This is a genomic window from Mesorhizobium sp. WSM3873, from assembly GCF_001672445.1.
In the GTDB taxonomy this organism is placed as follows: Bacteria; Pseudomonadota; Alphaproteobacteria; order Rhizobiales; family Rhizobiaceae; genus Mesorhizobium.
The window spans coordinates 72,601-94,672 of record NZ_LYTM01000008.1 but is presented as its reverse complement, the minus strand read 5'-3'; the positions used below and the strand labels follow the sequence as shown (position 1 = coordinate 94,672).

General features: G+C 63.2%; 26 protein-coding genes and 1 pseudogene. 10 read left to right on the top strand and 17 right to left on the bottom strand.

Features of this window, described 5'->3' with window-relative positions:
- Positions 1 to 104: 104 nt before the first annotated feature.
- From A9K71_RS07475 to A9K71_RS07465, 3 genes are all read right to left on the bottom strand, one after another.
- Positions 105 to 383 carry a DUF4031 domain-containing protein gene (locus A9K71_RS07475; RefSeq protein ID WP_066992627.1) on the bottom strand — a complete coding sequence of 93 codons (279 nt, stop codon included), beginning with the start codon at positions 381 to 383 and terminating at the stop codon, positions 105 to 107.
- A gap of 64 nt (positions 384 to 447) precedes the next feature.
- On the bottom strand, positions 448 to 1,743 hold the full coding sequence (locus A9K71_RS07470) for a hypothetical protein (protein ID WP_066992624.1): 1,296 nt from the start codon (positions 1,741 to 1,743) through the stop codon (positions 448 to 450).
- 95 nt (positions 1,744 to 1,838) lie between these two features.
- Positions 1,839 to 2,669 carry a cell envelope integrity EipB family protein gene (locus A9K71_RS07465; protein WP_066992621.1) on the bottom strand — a complete coding sequence of 277 codons (831 nt, stop codon included), beginning with the start codon at positions 2,667 to 2,669 and terminating at the stop codon, positions 1,839 to 1,841.
- Positions 2,670 to 2,807: 138 nt separating this feature from the next.
- Between A9K71_RS07465 and A9K71_RS07460 the strand changes: the two genes are divergently transcribed.
- The 3 genes from A9K71_RS07460 (at position 2,808) to A9K71_RS07450 (ending at position 5,391) form a co-directional block, all read left to right on the top strand.
- Positions 2,808 to 3,272 carry a RidA family protein gene (locus A9K71_RS07460; RefSeq protein ID WP_066992618.1) on the top strand — a complete coding sequence of 155 codons (465 nt, stop codon included), beginning with the start codon at positions 2,808 to 2,810 and terminating at the stop codon, positions 3,270 to 3,272.
- 11 nt (positions 3,273 to 3,283) lie between these two features.
- Positions 3,284 to 4,012 (top strand): glycerophosphodiester phosphodiesterase, encoded by a 729-nt coding sequence (locus A9K71_RS07455; protein ID WP_066992615.1) that lies wholly within the window; start codon positions 3,284 to 3,286, stop codon positions 4,010 to 4,012.
- 164 nt (positions 4,013 to 4,176) lie between these two features.
- Entirely contained in the window at positions 4,177 to 5,391 is a 1,215-nt protein-coding gene (locus A9K71_RS07450) for a GNAT family N-acetyltransferase (RefSeq protein WP_066992612.1), read from the top strand.
- A gap of 21 nt (positions 5,392 to 5,412) precedes the next feature.
- Here the strand turns inward: A9K71_RS07450 and A9K71_RS31945 are convergent, their stop codons facing one another.
- On the bottom strand, positions 5,413 to 5,577 hold the full coding sequence (locus A9K71_RS31945; RefSeq protein WP_197504205.1) for a hypothetical protein: 165 nt from the start codon (positions 5,575 to 5,577) through the stop codon (positions 5,413 to 5,415).
- Here A9K71_RS31945 and A9K71_RS31240 point away from each other — a divergent pair.
- The 3 genes from A9K71_RS31240 to A9K71_RS07440 all read left to right on the top strand — a co-directional run bounded on the left by A9K71_RS31240 (position 5,576) and on the right by A9K71_RS07440 (position 7,488).
- Positions 5,576 to 5,737: a hypothetical protein gene (locus A9K71_RS31240; RefSeq protein ID WP_156752606.1), complete on the top strand. Its 162-nt coding sequence runs from the start codon at positions 5,576 to 5,578 to the stop codon at positions 5,735 to 5,737. The two genes, A9K71_RS31945 and A9K71_RS31240, sit on opposite strands and share 2 nt — an antisense overlap.
- 15 nt (positions 5,738 to 5,752) lie before the next feature.
- Positions 5,753 to 6,181 (top strand): HIT family protein, encoded by a 429-nt coding sequence (locus A9K71_RS07445; RefSeq protein WP_066992609.1) that lies wholly within the window; start codon positions 5,753 to 5,755, stop codon positions 6,179 to 6,181.
- A gap of 212 nt (positions 6,182 to 6,393) precedes the next feature.
- Positions 6,394 to 7,488, top strand: coding sequence for a phosphatase PAP2 family protein (locus tag A9K71_RS07440; protein ID WP_245299550.1), 1,095 nt, complete (start codon positions 6,394 to 6,396; stop codon positions 7,486 to 7,488).
- A gap of 241 nt (positions 7,489 to 7,729) precedes the next feature.
- Here the strand turns inward: A9K71_RS07440 and clpA are convergent, their stop codons facing one another.
- Both clpA and clpS read right to left on the bottom strand, forming a co-directional pair.
- Positions 7,730 to 10,195, bottom strand: a complete 2,466-nt coding sequence (clpA, locus tag A9K71_RS07435) for an ATP-dependent Clp protease ATP-binding subunit ClpA (protein WP_066992605.1) — start codon at positions 10,193 to 10,195, stop codon at positions 7,730 to 7,732.
- A 6-nt stretch (positions 10,196 to 10,201) separates the two neighbouring features.
- On the bottom strand, positions 10,202 to 10,528 hold the full coding sequence (gene clpS, locus A9K71_RS07430) for an ATP-dependent Clp protease adapter ClpS (protein WP_041000825.1): 327 nt from the start codon (positions 10,526 to 10,528) through the stop codon (positions 10,202 to 10,204).
- Between the two features lie 89 nt (positions 10,529 to 10,617).
- On the opposite strand from clpS, the gene A9K71_RS31235 reads away from it, so the two are divergent.
- Positions 10,618 to 10,794, top strand: a complete 177-nt coding sequence (locus A9K71_RS31235; protein ID WP_156751000.1) for a hypothetical protein — start codon at positions 10,618 to 10,620, stop codon at positions 10,792 to 10,794.
- Positions 10,795 to 10,804: 10 nt separating this feature from the next.
- Here the strand turns inward: A9K71_RS31235 and A9K71_RS07425 are convergent, their stop codons facing one another.
- On the bottom strand, positions 10,805 to 11,134 hold the full coding sequence (locus A9K71_RS07425; protein ID WP_066992785.1) for a phasin family protein: 330 nt from the start codon (positions 11,132 to 11,134) through the stop codon (positions 10,805 to 10,807).
- A gap of 288 nt (positions 11,135 to 11,422) precedes the next feature.
- Between A9K71_RS07425 and A9K71_RS07420 the strand changes: the two genes are divergently transcribed.
- Positions 11,423 to 12,877: a D-alanyl-D-alanine carboxypeptidase gene (locus A9K71_RS07420; RefSeq protein WP_066992603.1), complete on the top strand. Its 1,455-nt coding sequence runs from the start codon at positions 11,423 to 11,425 to the stop codon at positions 12,875 to 12,877.
- Between the two features lie 41 nt (positions 12,878 to 12,918).
- Here A9K71_RS07420 and A9K71_RS07415 read toward each other — a convergent pair whose 3' ends face one another.
- From A9K71_RS07415 to A9K71_RS07405, 3 genes are all read right to left on the bottom strand, one after another.
- Positions 12,919 to 13,617 (bottom strand): molecular chaperone DnaJ, encoded by a 699-nt coding sequence (locus tag A9K71_RS07415; RefSeq protein WP_066992599.1) that lies wholly within the window; start codon positions 13,615 to 13,617, stop codon positions 12,919 to 12,921.
- A gap of 123 nt (positions 13,618 to 13,740) precedes the next feature.
- On the bottom strand, positions 13,741 to 14,178 hold the full coding sequence (locus tag A9K71_RS07410; protein WP_066992596.1) for a DUF1489 family protein: 438 nt from the start codon (positions 14,176 to 14,178) through the stop codon (positions 13,741 to 13,743).
- A gap of 139 nt (positions 14,179 to 14,317) precedes the next feature.
- Entirely contained in the window at positions 14,318 to 15,721 is a 1,404-nt protein-coding gene (locus A9K71_RS07405; RefSeq protein ID WP_066992593.1) for an L-serine ammonia-lyase, read from the bottom strand.
- 173 nt (positions 15,722 to 15,894) lie between these two features.
- Here A9K71_RS07405 and A9K71_RS07400 point away from each other — a divergent pair, with 173 nt between their 5' ends.
- Complete coding sequence (locus A9K71_RS07400) at positions 15,895 to 16,614, top strand: DUF599 domain-containing protein (RefSeq protein ID WP_066992783.1); 720 nt, start codon at positions 15,895 to 15,897, stop codon at positions 16,612 to 16,614.
- On the opposite strand, the pseudogene A9K71_RS07395 reads toward A9K71_RS07400, so the two are convergent.
- From A9K71_RS07395 to A9K71_RS07375, 5 genes and pseudogenes are all read right to left on the bottom strand, one after another.
- A pseudogene (locus A9K71_RS07395) lies at positions 16,587 to 17,382 on the bottom strand (YdcF family protein). The gene A9K71_RS07400 and the pseudogene A9K71_RS07395 overlap by 28 nt on opposite strands.
- Positions 17,383 to 17,463: 81 nt before the next feature.
- Positions 17,464 to 19,029 (bottom strand): amidase family protein, encoded by a 1,566-nt coding sequence (locus tag A9K71_RS07390; protein WP_066992590.1) that lies wholly within the window; start codon positions 19,027 to 19,029, stop codon positions 17,464 to 17,466.
- Positions 19,022 to 19,486, bottom strand: coding sequence for a GNAT family N-acetyltransferase (locus A9K71_RS07385; RefSeq protein ID WP_066992587.1), 465 nt, complete (start codon positions 19,484 to 19,486; stop codon positions 19,022 to 19,024). Before A9K71_RS07385 ends, A9K71_RS07390 begins: the two co-directional genes overlap by 8 nt.
- Before the next feature lie 7 nt (positions 19,487 to 19,493).
- On the bottom strand, positions 19,494 to 19,781 hold the full coding sequence (gatC, locus tag A9K71_RS07380; RefSeq protein ID WP_066992584.1) for an Asp-tRNA(Asn)/Glu-tRNA(Gln) amidotransferase subunit GatC: 288 nt from the start codon (positions 19,779 to 19,781) through the stop codon (positions 19,494 to 19,496).
- A 137-nt stretch (positions 19,782 to 19,918) separates the two neighbouring features.
- Positions 19,919 to 20,626: a metal-dependent hydrolase gene (locus A9K71_RS07375; RefSeq protein ID WP_066992778.1), complete on the bottom strand. Its 708-nt coding sequence runs from the start codon at positions 20,624 to 20,626 to the stop codon at positions 19,919 to 19,921.
- 107 nt (positions 20,627 to 20,733) lie between these two features.
- On the opposite strand from A9K71_RS07375, the gene ruvX reads away from it, so the two are divergent.
- The gene (gene ruvX / locus A9K71_RS07370; protein ID WP_066992581.1) at positions 20,734 to 21,216 is read left to right on the top strand and encodes a Holliday junction resolvase RuvX; all 483 of its coding nucleotides are present in this window, start codon (positions 20,734 to 20,736) and stop codon (positions 21,214 to 21,216) included.
- On the opposite strand, the gene A9K71_RS07365 is transcribed toward ruvX, so the two are convergent.
- Both A9K71_RS07365 and A9K71_RS07360 read right to left on the bottom strand, forming a co-directional pair.
- Positions 21,158 to 21,499 (bottom strand): DUF6105 family protein, encoded by a 342-nt coding sequence (locus A9K71_RS07365; protein WP_066992578.1) that lies wholly within the window; start codon positions 21,497 to 21,499, stop codon positions 21,158 to 21,160. The two genes, ruvX and A9K71_RS07365, sit on opposite strands and share 59 nt — an antisense overlap.
- The gene (locus tag A9K71_RS07360) at positions 21,499 to 22,059 is read right to left on the bottom strand and encodes a hypothetical protein (RefSeq protein ID WP_066992575.1); all 561 of its coding nucleotides are present in this window, start codon (positions 22,057 to 22,059) and stop codon (positions 21,499 to 21,501) included. Before A9K71_RS07360 ends, A9K71_RS07365 begins: the two co-directional genes overlap by 1 nt.
- Positions 22,060 to 22,072: the final 13 nt, after the last annotated feature.

The window sequence follows — 22,072 nt, the reverse complement described above, 5'->3', positions numbered from 1 at the left end:
GCGAGCTACCGGAAAACGCCCTCACCTGCGGCGATCCGCGCACTTATGCATGTCGCCCAGAAGTGTTCGGCGGTTCTGGGACAACGACATGCATCAAAACTCCGTCAGCGTCGGGTCTTGCCGTTCGGCACTCTGACGCGGCGGAAGACGGCGACAATCTCCTCGCGACTGCATTCGACCGCGCCGAGCCGCACGGCGCGGTCGCGCTCGAAGCCGGTGATATCGTAATGCGGCGCCGAAGTCTTCGGCGGCCCCTGATAGGACGAGCGCTTGAGGCCGAGATCGGCGGCAAAGCGGTGGAGCTCGTCGGTGTCGTCGGCGAGCAGATGGCACCAGCGATGGCCGGCCCATTTCCAGATCGCCGCATCGACATAGACAGCCATCGAGCTTGCCGCACTCCAACCGACATCAGCGGCCCGCTCACAATCACCCCGGGCCGACGCGAAGTCAGCGATGATAGAAGGGATTCGGATAGGAAATGAAGCCGCCGGCGGCTTCAAGTTCGGTCACGATTCTCGACACCGCTTCCTGCATCCTTGAGCGCAGCACGGCGAGCGCCTCTTCGACCGAACCATCATATGCATGAAGCGCCAACGGCTCGGGCACGCGGATGTGAGCGCAGCGCGGCCCGGCGGGCTGCGGAATGAAGCGGTTGATCGAATCGCGCAAGTTGCCTTGGCAATAGTCGTTGCGGATGCGCTTCAGATGCTCGGCGATCTCCTCCTGGGTTATCGTCTGATTGGCGAAGGCCCAGGAGCCGACGCGCTGGACGCGCTGGATCGTTTCCGCCAGTTTTCGCACGCGTTTCTGCTCATCCGCATCAGCCTTGCCCTCGCGCAGCCAGCGGCGTGAACGCCGCAGCAACTCGGCCAAATCGAGGTCGGGTTCGGCCGCAACGGCATCGGCGAGCCGCAGGCCAAGCTCGGCCAGCACCCTTTGCTGGCGGCTGGCAAAGGAAGCGCCCGCCTCTGCGGTCAGGCCACAGGCCTGCTCGTCGAGGGACAGCAGGCCTGAATAGATGCTGTAGACGCGCTCCGGCAGGGAGCCGGCTGCAACACTTTCCATTTTCAGCTTTTTCTTGACATAGGCGCATTCCCTGGCGAGCGGCCGCTCGACATTGCCGATGAAGGCGAGCTTCCAGACAACAGGAGCCACCCAGACCTTGAAATCCTTGTTGGTTTCGCGCCCGCGCTTCAGCGCCGCCAGCCCCATCTCCACCGCGCCGGGAAGCAGCGGCGCGACATAGTTGCCGTGCCAGCCGACGCTGCCTTCCGGATGAAGCAGCACGCCATGGCCTTTCAGCGCCCAATCGACCGAATGCGCTTTGGCGGCTTCGCTGTTGCCGGGAATCTGCGCGATCAGATTGTTGGCCAGCCAGAATCTCTGCATCAGCCGACCGAGCCCGTTCACCACCCCATGTGTTGCCCATGAGGCGGCAAGCGGGCTGACGCGCGAGACGATCTCCTTGTCGATCATCCAGTCGGTGAAGAATTCCGGATGGTTGGGCGTGATGAACGTCGCTTGGCCTTCGCCGCAGCAGGCCTGCAGCTTCTGCTGGTCGGCGACGGGAAAGTCGATGTGACGGATATTGGCGACGCCGCGCAAGCCGGCGAGCCGATTGAACGGCAACAGGTCGCGGAAGCCGGGAACCCCTCGCAGCATGACGATGCGGTTGACGATCGTCATCACCTTGATCAGCGCCGGATTGGGTCGCGGCGCCACGAACACGTCGATCCTGCCCAAGCTTTTCCCCCGAAATGCCTAAGGGATGCTGGAACGGGATTGCGGCGTCTTCAAGTCAGGCTCGGCGACGGATCGCCGTAGTGGTTAACCCGCCGCTATTTCGAGGCCGGACAGGGCTTGGCCTGATCGAAGAGCGACAGGTTCACCAATTTGCCGGTCATCGAGAAGTCGCCATAGTCCATGACGAGGTCGCGCGTGATGCCGTTCTCATGCAGTTTGAAGCTGATCCGGTACTCCGGCACCTCTTCGCCGCTTTTGTCGGTGTCGTCGAAATAGGCGATGTCGACCGGCCAGTATTTGTCGGTGGCAAGCTTGGCGAGCGCCGGCGCTTCCGGGTCCGCCTTGTCGGCGTCGGCTCTTTTGCCGACGACGACGGTGGTCGTCATCACCTTATTGGCATCCTCGGAGCCGTCGAACAGATTGGTCTGATAGAAGTTCTCGCCCTTCTCGGCCTTGCCGATCAGCTCCACGAGGTGCTGGGTGGGGAACTGCGTGGCGGCGAGCTCGAGCGTGTTCTTCTCGGGCTTGTCGATGTTGACTTTGAGGCCTTTCGGCTCCCTGGTCGCCATACCCTTGACTTCCTTGTCGAGGTTCTGGTCGACGAAGGACTTCGTCACGAAGGAGAAGGTCTTGCCTTCCGCGTCCTCGAACGTCGTCGTCTGCTGATCGGTCAGCCTGGTGTTCTCGCTGGTGACGATCTGCGTGACGAAACGGAACTTCACCGTATAGCCCTCGCAGGGAGAGCCGTTGAACTCATAGACCATGCGGCCGGAGATGCCTGTGATGCCGGAGCGGTCGGACGCCTTGTTGAGCGTGAGATCATAGACGGCGCGGTGCGCCTGCAGCGCTGGCACGGCAAGGGCCGGAGTCATCGGGATGGCCGCCGACAGGAGAGCGGCGGAAAGGAAAAGGCGCGTCAAGCGCATGCAGTGCTCCGATCGTCGCGGCCGATGGCAGGCCGCAGGGAAAGATGGTCCAGCTTAAAAAAAGTCGTGGCGGAAGCGAGGCAAAAATAGCAATTTCGGCCCCGCCAACGCGGCGCCTTCCAGCAATAGGGAAAACCAATGAGCGAAACAATCGAAAAGCGGCTAAGCGATCTCGGCGTCGCCATTCCGGCCGCAGCAGCGCCGGCCGCCAACTACGTGCCCTACTGCCGGACAGGCAACACGCTCTTCACCGCCGGGCAGCTGCCGCTGAAGGACGGCAAGCTGCAGGCAAGCGGGCTGCTTGGCCGCGACATCGATACCGCCGCCGGCAAGGAGGGCGCAAAATTCTGCGCCATCAACATTCTGGCGCAGGCCAAGGCAGCACTTGGCGATCTCGAAAAAATTCGCCGGCTGGTCAAGATCACGGTCTTCGTCGCCTCGGCGCCGGACTTCGTCGAGCAGCATCTGGTCGCCAACGGCGCCTCCGACTTCCTCGTCGCGGTCCTCGGCGAACGTGGCAAGCACGCTCGCTCCGCCGTCGGCACTGCGTCGCTCCCGCTCAATGCCGCGGTCGAGATCGAAGCGATCTTCGAAGTCGAGTGAACGAGCCTGACATGACCGACCTTTCCTGGCTGATAGCCCGCCCCGTCGCGCATCGCGGCTTCCACGACATGAACAAGACACGCTGGGAGAACACGCTGTCGGCCTTCGCCGCGGCAGCCGAGCGCGGTTACGCGATCGAATGCGACGTGCATGTCTCGTCCGATGGCGTTCCCGTCATCATCCACGACTGCGACCTGAAACGACTGACAGGCGAGGATGGCTTCGTCTGGCAACGCACCGCGGCCGAGCTTGCCGCGCTCAAGGTCGGCGGCACGAAAGATCATGTGCCGACGTTGCAGGACGCGCTCGACCTGATCGACGGACGCGTGCCGCTGGTGGTCGAGCTGAAAGGTGTTCCCGGCCACGACAAAGGATTGGTCGCAAGCGTCGGCAGGCTGCTCAAGCGCTACACTGGCAAGGTGGCGATCATGTCGTTTGACCATTGGCTGATCCGCGACTTCGCCAAGGAGGCGCCGGGCATTCCCGGCGGGCTCACCGCCTACGGCAAGGACGACCAGCTGATCGAGGCGCATTTTGCCATGCTGGCGCACAACCTCGCCTTCACCTCTTACGCCGCCGGCGATCTGCCGAACCCGTTCGTCAGCTTCGTGCGCGAAAAGCTCAAGATGCCGGTCATCACGTGGACCGTGCACGACCAGCCGGCGGTCGACCTCACCTTCAAATATGCCGACCAGATGACCTTCGAGGGCTTTGAGCCGGACCTGGTCAAGGTCGCCTAGAGCTGGATGATTTCAGGTCGAATGACCTGGATCAGATCCGCCGAAATCAATCTGAGAGAGAGCATGATGCCGTCCGAAAACCGCTTCGCACTTTCGGCATCATGCTGTGAGGCAGTGCCTGAAACGTGACTTGTAGCAGCCCTGAGGACGCTTAAATAAGCCGGATGGATCAGGGTGACGACGACGATGGACCGACAGCGAATGCGGACTATTCGGTCCGCATCGCGACGACCATCGGCGCATTCACCTGCGATGAATGGAACGGCTTCGCCGCAACCACGCGCGGCGACACAGCAAACGGCTACAACCCGCTCGTTTCATTCGGTTTTCTGAGCGCGCTTGAGGATTCTGGCTGTGCCGTACGGCGCACCGGCTGGCAGGGTCATCACCTCAGGCTCGAGACGGCGCAAGGCAAGCTGCTGGGCGCCGTGCCTTGCTATCTCAAATCGCACAGTCAGGGCGAATATGTCTTCGACCACGGCTGGTCGGACGCGTTCGAGCGCGCAGGTGGGCGCTATTATCCGAAGCTGCAATGCTCGGTGCCGTTCACGCCGGTCACCGGGCCTCGCCTGCTCGTAAGCAGGGGCGAGGACGAAGGCGCGGTGAGGGCCGGCCTCGCCGCCGGCCTGAAATTGGTGACCGACAAGCTCGGCGTGTCTTCCGCGCATGTCACTTTCGCCGCCGAGCCCGACATTGCGACGCTCGAAGCAGCGGGTTTCCTGCACCGAACCGACCAGCAGTTCCATTTCTTCAACGAAGGCTTTTCGAGCTATGATGACTTCCTCGCCACGCTGGCCTCACGCAAGCGTAAGGCGATGAAAAAGGAGCGTCGCGAGGCGCTGGCCGACGGCATCAGCATCGATTGGCTGACCGGCAGGGACATCACCGAACGCGCCTGGGACGATTTCTTCGCTTTCTACATGGATACCGGCGGCAGGAAATGGGGCCGCCCTTATCTCAACCGCCAGTTCTTCTCGCTGATCGGCGAGCGCATGGCCGAGGACGTTCTCCTGGTCATGGCCAAGCGCAACGGCCGCTACATTGCGGGCGCCATCAACTTCATCGGGTCCGACGCGCTTTACGGCCGCAACTGGGGCTGTATCGAGGACCACCCCTTCCTGCATTTCGAGGTCTGCTACCATCAGGCGATCGACTTCGCGATCGAGCGCAAGTTGAAGGTGGTGGAGGCCGGCGCGCAAGGCGAGCACAAGTTGGCGCGCGGCTACCAGCCGGTGACCATGCATTCGGCGCACTACATCGCCCATCCTGGCCTGCGCAACGCGGTCGCCGACTACCTTCGCCGCGAGAGGCGCGAGGTGGAGCGGATGGGGGAGTATCTCGAAGAGCACACCCCGTTCCGCAAGGATCTCAAGGAATAGCTCGGGCCTTGCCATCCACAGTCATTGCGGCTTTCGGGCCGCGATCGGAACGAGGAACGAAAAGCAGGCAACCAGGAAGAAAATGCCGCCGCCAAGCGCCAGCAGATCGCCTGCGGGCCACGCGGCGGCGATGAAGAACAGCGCCGACACAATAAACAACGGCCGACCGGCGACGATCCACTTCATGGTCGCTCCATCAGCGATGGCCGAACCGCGCACCGCCGCCTGGCTCTACCTGATGACCTTCCGCTCGAGCGGCGGCCGGCGCTCGACCGCGCTGCCGACAGATCGGCTCATTCGTCTTGCCGCTCGGAAGCGGCTTCGCTACACCGGACGACGACCATAATCCGGAGTGCCCGCCATGGCCGAAGCCTACGATCCCGGCAACATTTTTGCGAAAATCCTGCGCGGCGAAATCCCCTCGCACCGCATCTATGAGGACGATGCGGTCGTAGCCTTCATGGATGTGATGCCGCAGGGGGTCGGTCACACGCTGGTGGTGCCGAAGGCGCCGTCGCGCAATATCCTCGACGCCGATCCGGCAACATTCGGTCCGCTGTTTGCCGTGGTGCAGAAGGTGGCGGTTGCCGTGAAAAAGGCCTTCAATGCCGACGGCGTCACCTTGATGCAATTCAACGAGCCGGCCTCCGGGCAGACCGTCTACCATCTCCATGTCCACGTCATTCCGCGCTTCGACGGCGTGCCGCTGAAGCCCCATTCCGGGCAGATGGAAAAGCCGGAAGTGCTGGCCGAGAACGCCGGCAAGATCCGCGCGGCACTGGGAAACTAAAGCGCGCGGTCCCGTCGCCGTTGAAGGCCGACTGACAGCCTCGCACTGACGATCCAATTTCGGTTTGCCGCGACAACCCCGGCGCGTTTTTCCCCGGCCGGCCGCGTGCGGCGCCCGGATGCGACCGTTTGCACTCGAATCGTTTGGTTAGGAAATATCGAACCATCTCGCTGTAGAACGCTGGGGCGTGGCGAGCTATTGGGTTTCAAACCATGGACAATTCGGTTGCGGCGTCGACCCCCCTTGCGAGGATGGCTGGCGGACGGGCTTTTCTGATCGCCCTGGCACACGCCTTTCGACGACACAGATTGCTTCACGCCTTGGCCGTCGGCGCTCTGCTTCTGGCAATAGCTATCGGCATGCGCACCGGAAACATGCCGGATTTCGGCATATTGAAAGAATACATTGAGTACCTTTTGATCGCTTTCTGGATCTGCGGTTGCGTCTTTGCACTTGGGATCTTTCTCCACCTTGCGCTGGTCAAACGGGATCCCGAACCGCTCGGCACCTTCCTGAAATCGCTGGGCAGCTTTTTCGGCGACGCCGAACGCACGGCCAACAGTCTCAACGGCCTGACCGCCAGCATCGCCTTCGTATCCGCCGTCGGTGTTCTGAAAGGAGCCATCGCAATCCTCTCCCCTTTTGCATGGGACAAGGCGCTGGCCCACGCCGATCGGATCCTGCATTTCGGTAGAGCCCCGGACGAATGGCTGTGGTTTGTCGTCCAGTCGCCATTTGCATTGAGGATGCTCAATCTCGCCTACAATTTCTGGTTCATCGTGCTCATCGCCACGGTTTTCACCGCCTGCATCACGCGCAAAGATACGAAGCTGCGCCATCAGTTCCTGATGAGCTTCATGCTGATATGGACGCTTGGCGGCTTCTTCCTGGCGATGGGGCTCTCGTCGGCAGGGCCGTGCTTTTACGACCGACTGGGACTCGGCGGTGACTTCCGTCCCCTCATGCAGGCACTCGCCGCCGCCGATCGCATCTATCCGATCTGGGCGCTTAGCACGCAGGACATGCTATGGAGCGGCTATACCGGCGCGACCGTCGGCAGCATCGGCATATCCGCTTTCCCGTCCATGCACGTGGCGATGGCGGTGCTTTTCTCTTTGTACGCAACGCAGCGCTCCCGGCCGGCCGGTATCCTGATGTGGGCATTCGCTGCCTTGATAATGGTCGGCTCAGTTGCGCTTGGCTGGCATTATGCCATCGACGGCTACGCGGGTGCGCTCTTGTCGATCATGATCTGGAAGGCGTGCGGATATTTCCTGACACGCTTCGCGCCGGACGGCGTTGCTTGACTCTGCAGCCAGCAAACATTTCCCGGGGCGGCAATGCTCGACTTCCGGAGGGCCGCGCGCCATTCGGTATGGATGATTTGGCCAGCCGTCACGTGCCGGTTCCTCCCAATCAAAAAGCCCCGTTGCCGGGGCTTTTTGACTTCAATGCATGTCGCCCAAAGGCGGGCGGCCGTTTTGGTAACAAGCACCTAGACTAGCGTGCGCCGCCTGAATCCGTTTCAGCGGGACGCGCTCAGGTCGATCAGCCCTTGCGGGGCAGTTGCGGCACCAGGCTTCGCTTGCCGCCGTCCTTGCCCTTCGGCTCCGGCTTCTGCGCCACCGCCTTCTTGGCGGCAGGCTTCTTCGCCGCCGCCTTCCTCGGCTTCGGCGCGTCCTCGGGCTCTTCCTTCTTCGGCTTCACCGGAGCTTCATCGGCCAACGATTCGAGCTTCAGGCCGGTCTCGCCGGTTTCCTTCTTCTCGACGGTGACGCGCACCGTGCCACCCTTCTTCAGCTTGCCGAACAGCACCTCGTCGGCCAGCGGCTTCTTGATGTGCTCCTGAATGACGCGGCCGAGCGGACGCGCGCCCATGCGCTCGTCATAGCCCTTGTCGGCCAGCCAGGCGATCGCGTCCGGCGACAGGTCGAAGGTGACGCCCCGCTCGGAAAGTTGGGCCTCGAGCTGCATGACGAATTTCTGCACCACCTGATGGATCACCGGTATCGGCAGCGAGCCGAACGGGATGATCGCGTCGAGACGGTTGCGGAATTCGGGCGTGAACAGCCGGTTGATAGCCTCGACGTCGTCGCCCTCGCGCTTGGTCGAGCCGAAGCCGATCGCCGCGCGCTGAGCGTCCGATGCGCCCGCATTGGTCGTCATGATCAGGATGACGTTGCGGAAGTCGATCTGCTTGCCGTTGTGGTCGGTCAGCTTGCCATGGTCCATCACCTGCAACAGGATGTTGAACAGGTCCGGATGCGCCTTCTCCACCTCGTCGAGCAACAGCACGCAGTGGGGATGCTGGTCGACACCGTCGGTCAACAGTCCACCCTGGTCGAAGCCGACATAGCCGGGAGGTGCGCCGATCAGCCGCGAGACGGTGTGGCGTTCCATATATTCCGACATGTCGAAGCGGATCAGCTCGACGCCGAGCGAGGCCGCGAGCTGCTTGGCCACTTCCGTCTTGCCGACGCCGGTCGGCCCGGAGAACAGGTAGGAACCGATCGGCTTCTCCGGCTCGCGCAGGCCCGCCCGCGCCAGCTTGATCGCCGACGTCAGCGCGGTGATCGCGGTGTCCTGACCGTAGACGACGCGCTTCAGCTCGACATCGAGGCCCTGCAGCACCTTCTCGTCGTCCGCCGAAACCGTCTTCGGCGGGATGCGAGCCATGGTGGCGATCGTCGCCTCGATTTCCTTGATGCCGATCGTCTTCTTGCGCTTGGCCTCAGGCACCAGCATCTGCGAGGCACCGGTCTCGTCGATCACGTCGATCGCCTTATCTGGCAGCTTGCGGTCGCTGATGTAGCGGGCCGACAACTCCACCGAAGCCTTGATCGCTTCGCTCGTGTAGCGGACCTTGTGGAACTCCTCGAAATAGGGCTTCAGGCCCTTCATGATCTCGATGGCGTCCTCGATGGTCGGCTCGTTGACGTCGATCTTTTGGAAGCGCCGCACCAGCGCGCGGTCCTTCTCGAAGAACTGGCGGAACTCCTTGTACGTCGTCGAGCCGATGCAGCGGATCGCGCCGGACGACAGCGCCGGCTTCAACAGGTTCGACGCATCCATGGCGCCGCCAGACGTGGCCCCTGCCCCGATCACGGTGTGGATCTCGTCGATGAACAGCACCGCGCCCGGATAGTCCTCGAGCTCCTTGACGACCTGCTTCAGCCGCTCCTCGAAGTCGCCGCGATAGCGCGTGCCGGCCAACAGCGTGCCCATGTCGAGCGCGAAGATGGTGGCGTCCTGCAGCACCTCGGGCACGTCGCCTTCGACGATGCGCTTGGCAAGGCCTTCGGCGATCGCCGTCTTGCCGACGCCGGGGTCGCCGACATAGAGCGGGTTGTTCTTGGAGCGGCGGCACAGCACCTGGATGGTGCGATTGATCTCGCTCTCACGGCCGATCAGCGGATCGATCTTGCCGGCCTTGGCCTTGTTGTTGAGGTTGATGCAGTAGGCCGTTAGCGCGTCCTGCGGCTTCTTCTTGCCGCCATCCTCCTGCGGCTCGGCGCCGTTCTGGCCGCCCTGCTCATCGTCGGCGCCGCGCGGCGTGCGCGACTCCGAAGCGCCGGGGCGCTTGGCGATGCCGTGCGAGATGTAGTTGACCGCGTCGTAGCGGGTCATCTGCTGTTCCTGCAGGAAATAGGCCGCATGGCTTTCGCGCTCGGCAAAGATTGCGACGAGCACATTGGCCCCGGACACCTCCTCGCGGCCGGACGACTGCACATGGATGACGGCGCGCTGGATGACGCGCTGAAACCCGGCGGTCGGTTTCGAATCCTCGTCGTAACCGGTGACGAGATTGTCGAGCTCGGTGTCGATATAGGTCAGAACGGTGTGCTTGAGCTCGTCGAGATCGACATTGCAGGCGCGCATCACCGCGGCCGCCTCGGTGTCGTCGATGAGCGCCAGCAGCAGGTGTTCGAGCGTTGCATATTCATGATGCCGCTCGTTGGCGAATGTCAGCGCCTGATGTAGCGCCTTTTCCAGGCCTTGGGAGAAAGCCGGCATGTTACCTCACTTCTTCTCCATCACGCATTGCAGCGGATGCTGATTCTGTCGGGCGAAATCCATGACCTGAGACACTTTGGTCTCGGCCACCTCGAATGTGTAGACCCCGCACTCGCCCACTCCATGATTATGAACATGCAGCATGATGCGTGTGGCGGCCTCGCGGTCCTTCTGGAAAAAACGCTCCAGGACGTGGACCACGAACTCCATGGGAGTGTAGTCGTCGTTAAGGATGAGGACCCTGTAGAGGCTGGGCTTTTTTGTCTTGGTTTTGGTGCGCGTGATGACCGCCGTGCCGCGACCGGGATCGTTGCGGTCGCCGTCACCTTGCATTCGCACCACGCCTGCCGTGGCAGTCAAACCGATCGTCACGTAGTCCTGCCTTTTCGAATCCTCATGCGAGTTCAACATGTAGGTCTTCGATGGCCGATTTTAAGCCCTTCTGTTTAGCTGACAATATGGCTAGGTACGCAAACTTCAGCGAATTTCTCAATCGTGAATGCGGCAAGGCGCGGGTGGTTGCGGCGGCGCATGAAAAAACCCGGCCGCGCTTCCGCGACCGGGTTGTTTTTGCGGGCCGGCTAGCCTGCCCGATGTGATCGGACGAAATTACTTCGCCTTGGCGACGACCGATTCGAACGGCTTGTAGGCTTCCTTGGCGAGCTCGGCATAGAGATTGCCGATCTTGCTGGCCTCGGCCACGAAGCTCTCGTAGCTCTGCTTGGCGTAGTCGGTCTGGATCTCGATGGCCTTCTCGATCGACTTGGCCGAGAACAGCTTCTCGAAGGCGGCGCTGCCGGCCTCGAAGCTCTTCTTGGTGTATTCGCCGGCTTCGGTCGCGATCGCCTGCGCACCCTTGGTGAGCGAGGCAAAGCTCTTCAGCCCGGTGTCGGCAAACTCCTTGCCGTATTTCGCGAAGTCCTCATAGGTCTGGGTCATTTCATGCCTTCCCTTGGTTGAAACGCCCATTCAGCCCCGGGCGCCCTTGTGCAATGCACCGGAATATATTGTGCGCTGCACAAAAGTCAAGATTGCCTTGAGCCGCAAGGGCTCCGCGCGACAGCGACCGCTAAAGTTCGAATAAACAGAGGCTCAAATCGCCAGAAAATGGTGAACGCGGTGGTTACCATAAACGGATTGGTAACGCTGACCGCGATAGCTTGGCCGGAAGTGAGGCAGGCACCCCTCTGCCGCCTCCGGGGCAACGAAAATTCAGGGTAAGTAACGGTGCGTCAGGCGTTGTCGGGCTTCGTCTCCAAATCTTCATTCTCCTTCAAGGCGATCATGATTGCCGCGCTCGCGGTGACGATTGTCGCCGCCGATGTCGCCTCCGCGATGGCGGCAAAGTCTGCCGCGATTGTCGTCGACGCCAAGACCGGAAGGGTGCTTTATTCGGCCGACGCCAACGGCCGGCGCTATCCGGCTTCGCTCACCAAGATGATGACGCTCTACCTCACCTTCGAGGCCTTGGCGAAGGGCAGGATCGGCAAGAACACGCCGGTGCCGTTCTCGGCCCATGCCGCGTCCGAGCCGCCGACCAAGCTCGGCGTGCGCGCCGGCGGGTCGGTGCCGGTCGAGACCGCGATCCTGTCGATGGTGACGAAGTCGGCGAACGACTCGGCGACCGCGCTGGGCGAGTTGCTCGGCGGCAGCGAAGACAATTTTGCCCGCATGATGACGGCCAAGGCACGCCAGCTTGGCATGAACGGCACTGTCTTCCGCAACGCCAATGGCCTGCCCGACCCGGGCCAGTTCACCACGGCGCACGACATGGCGATGCTCGGCATCGCGCTCCGCGAGCACTTCCCGCAATATTACGGCTATTTCTCGCAGCGCTCGTTCCTCTATGGCCGCCAGCGCATCAACGGCCATAATCGCCTGCTCGGCCGCATCAAGGGTGTCGACGGCATCAAAACCGGCTACACGCGCGCTTCCGGCTACAACCTGGTCTCCTCAGTCGCCGATGGCGATCGCCGCCTCGTCGCAGTGGTGATGGGCGGCGCTTCCGGCCGCAGCCGCGACAACCAGATGGCTTCACTGATCAACACCTATCTGCCGCGCGCCTCGACCCGCGGCGGCGGCAACCTGATCGCCAAGGCGGGCGGCGGCAATCCGATCAAAGCTCTGGCCAAGGTCCTCCTGCCCAAGCATGACGCGCCGACTCCGGACGAAAAACCGGCTGTCGACGACACCGAAGTCGCGTCAGCCGATGACAGCGCGCCGGTCGCTGAGGAAACCAAGCCGGTGATCCAGGTCAGGAAGGTGAAGACGGTTGCGGTGGCCGCCATGGCTCCGGCACCCGCGCCCCAAGAAACCACCTCAGAGACCGAAACCGCATCACAGCCCGAAGCCACGTCCCAGACGGTTGCCGCTTACGCCGAGCCGGCCGCAGCCGCCGCCCCGGCCATCGATCCGGTCAAGACGGCCTCGCTGCCGTCGGGATGGGTGGTGCAGGTCGCGTCCTCGCCGACGCAATCGGGGGCTCAGGCGCTTCTCGACAAGACGACCAAGCAGGCGCCGAAGGTGCTGGCCGACGCATCGGGCTTCACGGTCGCGTTCGACAAGGGCGGCGTCACCTACTACCGCGCCCGCTTCGGCGGTTTCGGCTCGAAGGACGCAGCCTGGAAAGCTTGCGACGCCCTGAAGCGAAAGAAGATCGAGTGCTACGCCGTCCAGCAATAGGCGGCTTTTGAACCTCCCGGGAAGTTCCGCGTCGAAGGAGACTAGTCGTGATTGGAGAGCAAGACGTCCTTGGCTTCATTGATCCGCGCCGCCAGGACAGACGTGCCGCCGACATCGGCGTTCAGGCGCTGCATCAGGCGGCGGTGCGCCTTGCGGATATCCGCCGCGGCAGCCCCCGCTTCAAGACCAAGGATCTTGTAGGCCTCCTCCTTAGTCATGGCGCCCGCACCTGGCGCAACACCCAGCCCTTCGCCACTGTCCGGCTGCGCGTCCTTGCGCCAGACGGGAAAACGGCCGTCAAGATACGTCTCTAGCAGCTGGCGGCTCTCCGGGTCCGGCCGCAGCTCGACATGGAGTTGCTGCAGCTCGGCGATCCCCATGGCGCTCAGCATTCTCCCCTCATAATGGCCGGCGAGAACAAGGCCTTCGAGCTTGCCGCTGTCGTGGTCGAGCTCCATTTCGAGAGCCGCGGTGCGCACGGTTGAGCGTTTGGCCGCGACAAGTTTCGGTGGCGGTCGCCTCGCCCGCATCCAGGCATACCAGCCTGCAGCCGCAATCATCAGCAGGCCGCCAAAGCTGCTGCGGCCGACCACGAGCATCGTCGCGCCGATCAGGCCCAACAGCGCGGGCCCAAGCGTTCTGAGACTGTCCGCCATCCTCGCTGCGTCGGCACGCACAAAGATTGTCGCGGCGCCGAAAAGCACCAGGAGCACGGCTGCCAATGCGATGATCACGCCCATCAGTTTGCACCGCCATCCAAATGATTGTGCATCGAAATCAAGATGTGGCGCAGGGGCGGTGCTTGCAAGCCCCACACCGGGCCGCTCGAAGGGCCAGCAAGCGGAAGATGAGGACCTGCAGTCTTACAGCAGGCCGAGATCCGCAAGCTCCAGGCGCAGTTTCGGCGGCATCTCGGCCAATGCGGCCCTGCCCTTGCCGAGATCGGCCGGCGCATCGGAGGGCTTAAGATAACGCCAGCCCTGGAAGGCGCGGCGCGGCTGCCAGTCGGTGCGCACCACTTCGGGATCAAGCACGAGATGGCAGCGGCCGATGCCTTCGCCGTCGACGAAAGGCCGGATCTCCGTGATCAGCTGCCGGCATTGGACGTTGCCCTTGATCACCCAGTAGAGCGAGCCGCCATCGGTGATCTCCCCACCGCGCGTCGGCACCATGCGCGTGGTGTGCCAGTGCTCGGCCGGCTCGCCAGCGCGGCGCCGCTCGTCGAGACGGAAGGCGATCCACTCTTCCAGGTCCTCGACGCTGTCGCAGCCGACGCAGAGTTTGATGAGACTGAGAGACATGCCCGCAATCTAGCGACTGCCCCGGAGGCGTTCAACGCCGAGCGAGATTATGCACAGGCCGATTGCTGCCAGATCATGAGGCCAGCGTGGCCGTTTCGATCGCTTCGGCAAACCAAGCCCGCCGGTGGAAAGGGCAGGGTCAGCACTCGACCACGTTGACAGCCAGTCCGCCGAGGCTGGTTTCCTTATATTTCTCGTTCATGTCGAGACCGGTCTGGCGCATGGTCTCGATCGCAGCATCCAGCGGCACGAAATGCGTCCCGTCGCCCTTGATCGCGAGCGAGGCGGCTGTCACCGCCTTGACCGCGCCCAGCGCATTGCGCTCGATGCAGGGCACCTGCACCAGGCCGCCGACCGGATCGCAGGTCATGCCGAGGTGGTGCTCGAGTGCGATTTCCGCGGCGTTCTCGACCTGCTCCGGAGTGCCCCCCATGACCGCGCAAAGCCCGGCCGCCGCCATTGCCGAAGCGGATCCCACTTCGCCCTGGCAGCCGACCTCGGCGCCCGAGATCGAAGCGTTTGACTTGATGATGCCGCCGACGGCGGCGGCCGTCAGCAAGAAGTCGCGGATGCTCGGCTGGTCAGCTTCGGGATGGAAATGCAGCCAGTAGCGCAGCACTGCCGGCAGCGTGCCGGCGGCACCGTTGGTCGGCGCAGTCACCACGCGCCCGCCGGCGGCGTTCTCCTCGTTCACCGCCATGGCATAGATCGACAGCCAGTCATTGGCGAGCAAGGGGTTGGGCCGGTTCTGCTGCCACTGTTCCTGCAGCTTGTCATGCAATTGGCGTGCGCGGCGCCGCACCTTCAGTCCGCCCGGCATGATGCCGTCCTGCGACAGCCCGCGGTCGATGCAGCCCTTCATGGCGCTCCAGATCGCGTCGAGGCCGGCGTCCAGCTCCTCGCGCGACATATGCGTTTCCTCGTTGGACCGCTTCATCTCGGCGATCGAAAGCCCGCTCTTGGCCGCCATCGCCAGCATCTCGACGGCGTTCTTGAACGGATAAGGCACCTTCTTGCCTTCCGTCGACACCGAGCCCTTGGCCTTCATGCGCTGCAACTCTTCCTCGGAGACGACGAAGCCGCCGCCGATTGAATAATAGATGCGCTTGAGCAGCAGCCGGTCGGACGCATCGTAGGCATAGAAGGCCATGCCGTTGGCGTGGCCGGTCAGCGGCGTCTTGCGGTCGAGCACCAGATCCTTGGCCGGGTCGAAGCGGTAGGCCGGATGCCCAGGCGGTGAAATCCGTTTCTCCGTTCCGATGCGGGCAACGATGCTATCCGCCTCATCCGGATCGACCGTCTGCGGCGTCTCGCCGGCCAGTCCGAGGATGACGGCGCGGTCCGAGCCATGGCCGATCCCGGTATAGGCGAGCGAGCCGTGCAGGCTGGCCCCGATGCGATCGACCTCGACGCCGGCCGGGCGCGGCCAGTCGTCGGCGAGGATTTCGTCAAGGAAACGCCGGGCAGCCGTCATCGGCCCCATCGTATGCGAACTCGATGGACCGATACCGATCTTGAACAGGTCGAAAACCGAAAGGAACACGCGCCGCTGTCTCCTGGAGGCCGCTCAAAACTTACATATAGGAATTCTCGCGATGTTTCCGCTGTTTTGCATGTCGCGGCGCGGCGTCAGCCGACCTTGTTTGCTCCGGCAGCGACATGTATCCGCTTGCTTCCGCCGTCGAAGCGCCCGCCGGGCCTGTGGTAAAAGAACGTATGGGCGATTCCCTTCATCTTTCGGCGGCAGACTTGGCCGCTCTAGGCTTCTTCTTAGCCGTCTGGGTGCTGCATACGCTGGCCTCCGACGGCAAGCTCGTTAGCCGCGTGTCGCTGACCACGGCCATGAACGCTCAGCGCGAAGCCTGGATGCGCAACATGGCCGAGCGCGAGGTGCGCATAGTCGACACCGCCATCATGTCCGGGCTGCAGCAAGGCACCGCCTTCTTTGCCTCGAGCTCTCTGATCGCGCTCGGCGGCTGCTTTGCCCTTCTCGGGGCTTCCGACCGGGTTCTAACCATAATGGCTCACCTGCCGTTGGCCTCCGCATTCTCCCGCGAGGCCTTCCAGACCAAGATGTTCGGCCTGGTGCTGATCCTCGCCTTCGCCTTCTTCAAATTCGGCTGGGCCTACCGGCTGTTCAACTACTGCTCGATCCTGATCGGTGCCGTGCCGGTCCCGCATGGCGAGGCCTCGCGCAATCCGGTCAGCGGGACGGCGGTGTGGCGGGCCACCCGCATGAACGTGCTAGCCGGCAAGCATTTCAATTCCGGCCTGCGCGCCGTCTTCTTCTCGATCGGCTATCTCGGCTCGTTCGTCGGCCCGACGGTGTTCGTGCTGTCGACGCTGGTGCTGCTTGCCGTGCTTGTGCGCCGTCAGTTCTTCTCGGCCGCGCGCCAGGCAGTGCTTGGTCAGCCGCCCGGCGCCGGGAAAGGTTGATCGATGCGGCCCGACAGCCAATAGGCGGAGAGCCCGATCCATTCGCGGATCGCCATGGTGGTCGCCTGCAGCGAATCGGCCGGATTGTCGCGGAACAGTCCGATGCCTTCCTTGCCTGAGGTCCGGTAATCGACCGGCCAAGGGACGGTTGGAAAACCGGCCTTGTCGAACAGCGCCTTGGCGCGCGGCATATGGAAGGCAGACGTCACCAGCAGCCATGTCTCGCCCGGTTTCGGCTCGACCAGCCTGCGGGTGAAACTGCATTTTCGTACGTGTTGCGGGACTTGTTCTCAGAATCAGGCGATCGGGCGCGACCCCCAGCGCGCCAAGCAGGCGCGGCGCGGTGTCGGCATCGCCCTGGCCGTCCAGGAAAAGCTCGCCATTGCCGCCGGAGACGACCACTTTCGCTTGCGGAAAACGCCTGGCGAGGATCGCCGTCTCGACCATGCGATCGCCGCCGCTGTTCAGCTCATAGCCGCCGCGCGCCAGATTGATCGCGCCCTCGAAACCGCCGCCGAGCACGACGATGCCGTCGACCTTGTCCGGCAGCGGCGGCTTGGGAAAGCGTTCCTCCAGCGGATTGAGCATCATTGCGCCAAGCGAGGTCCAGGCCGAAAGCGCGAGGATCAGGAAGGCGAGCACGCTGCCGGTGCCGGCCAGCCGAGGGCGGCGGGAGAGCGCCGCCAGCAGACCGGCGAGCAGCAGGAAGATCGCCAGATTGAGCGGCTGGACGAGAAACCAGAGGATCTTGGAAAGATAATAGAACATCCCTCACCCATTACGGCGCCGCGCGTCCGTTTGGACGCGCAAAGGACGCCACAACGCTAACGGACTAGATGAGGGACAACGCTACCACCACTTGTCCGGCTGGAACCTGCCCGCGGCCTGTTCGATGACGTGGGCGGTCTGGAACAGCGTTTCCTCGTCGAACGGCCTGCCGATGAGCTGCAGGCCGAGCGGCAGGCCTTTGCCGTCCAGGCCGGCGGGCACCGATATCCCCGGCAGCCCGGCCATGTTCACCGTCACGGTGAAGATGTCGTTGAGATACATTTTCACCGGATCGGCGTTCATGTCCTCGTCGGCGACGCCGAAGGCGGCCGACGGTGTGGCCGGGGTCAGGATGACGTCGACACCGGCGGCAAAGACGGTCTCGAAATCGCGCTTGATCAGCGTGCGCACCTTCTGCGCCTGCAGGTAGTAGGCGTCGTAGTAACCCGCGGAAAGCACATAGGTGCCGATCATGATGCGGCGCTTGACCTCGCGGCCGAAGCCGGCGGCGCGCGTCTTCTCATACATGTCGACGATGTCCTTGCCGGGCACGCGCAACCCGTAGCGCACGCCGTCATAGCGGGCGAGGTTGGACGAGGCCTCGGCCGGCGCCACGATGTAGTAGGCCGGCAGCGCGTATTTGGTGTGCGGCAGCGAGATATCGACGATCTCCGCGCCGGCATCCTTCAGCCAGGCAATTCCTTTCTGCCAGAGCGCCTCGATATCCTCGGGCATGCCGTCGACGCGGTACTCCTTCGGAATGCCGACCTTCATGCCCTTGATCGGCTTGCCGATCACCGCTTCGTAGTCCGGCACCGGCCGGTCGACCGAGGTCGTGTCCTTCGGGTCGGAGGAGGCCATCGACTTCAACAGGATCGCGGCGTCGCGCACATCGCGCGCGATCGGACCGGCCTGGTCGAGCGAGGACGCGAAAGCGACCACGCCCCAGCGCGAGCAGCGGCCATAGGTCGGCTTGATGCCGACGGTGCCGGTGAAGGCTGCCGGCTGGCGGATCGAGCCGCCGGTATCGGTCGCGGTGGCGCCGGCGCAGAGGAAGGCGGCGACCGCGGAAGCCGATCCGCCGGAGGAGCCGCCCGGCACTAGCTGGGCGTTATCCAACGTCCGCGCGGTCTTCGCGCCGCCGGCCGAGACAAACCCGCCGTCGCCCTGATGCGTCGTCGGCGTCACCACCGTGTCGAGGCGCGAGCGCCGCCAAGGATTGATGACCGGGCCGTAATAGGAGGTCTCGTTGGAGGAGCCCATGGCGAACTCGTCCATGTTGAGCTTGCCGAGCATAACGGCGCCGTCGGCCCACAGATTGGATGTGACGGTCGATTCGTAGCGCGGTTGGAAACCGTCGAGCACATGGCTGCAGGCCTGGGTGTGGACGCCTTCGGTGGCGAACAGATCCTTGATGCCGAGCGGAATTCCTTCGAGCGCCCCGCCCTCGCCCTTGCCGAGCTTCGCGTCGGAAACCTTGGCCATCTCGCGCGCCTTGTCGCCGGTCACCGCGACATAGGCATTGAGCACCGGATTGGCGCGCTCGATCGCCGAGAGATAGGCTTCGGTGATCTCGGCAGCCGAAATCTCCTTGCCGCGCAGCTTGGCGCGGGCCTCGGAAATGGTGAGATGTGTGAGGTCACTCATCAGGTAAGCTCTTTTCGTAAAACACCGACCATTCCGAGTCGGGATAATCCAGCACCGGGCCGCAACGCGAAAACCCCGCGCGTTCGTAGACGGCCCAGGCGGCAGGGTGGCGATCGCCGGTCTCCAGAACCAGGCGCTTCAGGCCTTCCTGCCGCGCCAGACCCTCGATCCGCGCAACGATTTGGGCACCGATCTTCTGGCCGCGATGCGTGGGCCGCGTGTACATGCGCTTGACCTCGCCGACCGCGTCGGCATGACGCTTCAGCGCGCCGCAGCCGACCGCAAGGCCAGCGTCGCGGGCGACGAACACGGTCGTGTCGTGGCTAGCCATCTGCTCGACGGTGAGGTGATAGCAGTGTTCCGGCGGCGTCAGTTCGAGCAGCGCGGTGTTGAGTTCTGCGACCAGCGCGCGCACGTCGTCCTGCAAGGGCGTCTCGACGCCGATTTCGACGGCCATCCTGCCCTTACTCCACGACCTTGGGAACGAGGAAGAAATTCTCTTCCGTGGCCGGCGCGTTGGCGACGATGTCGACCGCCTTGTTGCCGTCGGTGATCATATCCTGCCGCTTCTTCATCTCCATCGGCGTGACCGAAGTCATCGGTTCGACGCCGGAGACGTCCACCTCGTTCAACTGCTCGACGAAGCCAAGGATGGCGTTCAGCTCGCCTGTCATGCGCTCGGCATCCTGCTCGCTCACCGCAATGCGGGCAAGGTGCGCGACGCGCTTCACGGTCTGAAGATCAACGGACATGTCTATTTGCCTCGGGAAAACCAGTGCGGGCTATAGCGGCGCCGCGCTTGCGGCGCAACATAGATCATGCCGCCGACCGGGATGCGGTGCTTCGGGCGCCGCTCTAGGTAGTGTACCCTACTACATAGGACGAACGCCTAGATCGTGATCGCCTTGCCGATCTCGGGCAGCGCCACCTTGACGCCGGATCCCTCCATGCCGGCGACGAATTTGTCGGCGGTCTGGTCGATCATCGGGAAGGTGCCGAAATGGCAGGGAACGACCGTATCGAAGCGGAAAAAGCGGCGGCAGGCTAGGGCAGCCACCGCGCCGCCCATGGTGAAGCGATCGCCGATCGGCACGATGCCGATCTTCGGTTCATGCAATTCGTTGATCAGCCCCATATCGGAAAAGATGTCGGTGTCGCCCATGTGGTAGAGCGTCTTGTCCTCCGGGAAATGCAGCACGAGCCCGCCCGGATTGCCGAGATAGGTGTTGGTGCCGTCTTGTCCGCCGAACGAAGAGGAGTGCAAAGCCTGGACGAAAGTGGTGGTGAAGGGACCGCAATCGACGGTACCGCCTATATTGCCGGGATTTATCTTCTTATCGCTGACGCCCTTGCCGACGAGATACATGCAGATCTCGAAATTGGCGACAAGCATGGCGCCGCTCTTCTTCAGCACCTCGGCGGCGCCGCTGATATGATCGCTGTGGCCATGGGTCAGAAGAACATGCGTCACCCCTTCGGCTGGATTTTCCCAGCCGCCCGTCCAGGACGGATTGCCGACCAGATACGGGTCGATGAGGATGTTGGCGTCCTTGGTCTCGATGCGGAATGCCGAATGTCCATACCAGGTCAGTTTCATGAAGGGATTCCTCGATTTTCTCGTTGCCAAAGGATAGAACGCCGAAAGCAAATTGAAAGTCCCGCGGCCGATCAAAAAGGCGCGCGGCGACTAACCAGGACGAGCGGTTGGGCATCATAAGCATCGAGGAATTGCCGGCACTTCTCGCGGGCGGCCGCACGCTCGCCGGGCTTGATCTGGGCGACAAGACGATCGGCGTGGCGGTATCGGACCGAAGCCTGTCCTTCGCCCATCCGCGCCCGGTCATCCTGCGCAAGAAGTTTTCGCTCGATGCCGCCCAGTTGCTGGCTCAGCTCGAGAAGGACAATGTCGGCGCGATCGTGCTCGGCCTTCCCGTCAACATGGACGGATCGGAAGGTCCGCGCGCCCAGAAGTCCCGCGCCTTCGCGCGCAACATGGCCGCCTTGTCCGACCTGCCCTTCGTGCTATGGGACGAGCGGCTGTCGACGGTCGCGGCGGAACGGACGCTGATCGAGATGGATTTCTCGCGCAAAAAGCGCGCCGGCAAGATCGATTCGGCGGCGGCGGCCTTTATTCTGCAGGGAGCGTTGGACCGACTCCAGTCGCTCGGCCGAGCTGATCAGGGCTGACAGGGCCTTCCCGGCGCCGCCTGATCCATTCGGCGATTTGGCGCCGGCGGCGGAATGCCACCAGCCCGAGCAGCAGGAAACTGTCGAACACACAGGCCCGCGCCACCATACCGGGGATGATTCCCGGATCGACGCCGAGCATCTGGCCGTAAAGCTGGAAGACCAGGTCGTGCAATTGGCGGCTGAGCATCACGTAGCCGAAATTGATGTCGTTGAGAGACAGGAAGAACCAGCCCCAGAACAGGACCAGCGGAGCCGCCCAGAATGCGAACAAGGCGCGCATCAGCGGCGACCTCCGGGTCTGGTTTCCGGCCGGCTGGAGATGCGGGACAGGAGCGAGCTGTGCGCGACGCCCGATCCCATGCGATGGGAACCCAGGCGGGCTTCGCTTTCATGCAAGGTCATCGCGGCGAGAGCCGAGCGTCGCTCGGCGAGCACCGCGACATAAGAGGCGAGCAGCGCCGTCATCTGGATGGCGACGACCATGAACAACCCGTTGATGCCTTGCGCGGCGCCGCCGACGAGAATCACCGAAAGCAGGAAGGAGGCGCAGATGAAGGCTATCCGCACCACCGTATCGCCCGCATCCGGCCTTGTCGCGATGTTGAGCAGCGTCTCGACGAAGGCCCAGCAGAACAGCAGCGCGACGATCAGCATAGCGACCGCGAGCGGCGCCACGACGAGAGCATGATCGAGATCCGGGAAACGGCTGCTTTGCAGCGAGACGCCAAGCACGCCGAGCGCCGACGCGATGCCGCGATTGCCATCCATGCAGATGTAGGCCAGCAGGGCGAAGACGAGCGCCCAATGCAACGCCAGAAATGATGTCAAAACGTGCCGCATGCGCTTCCTGCCT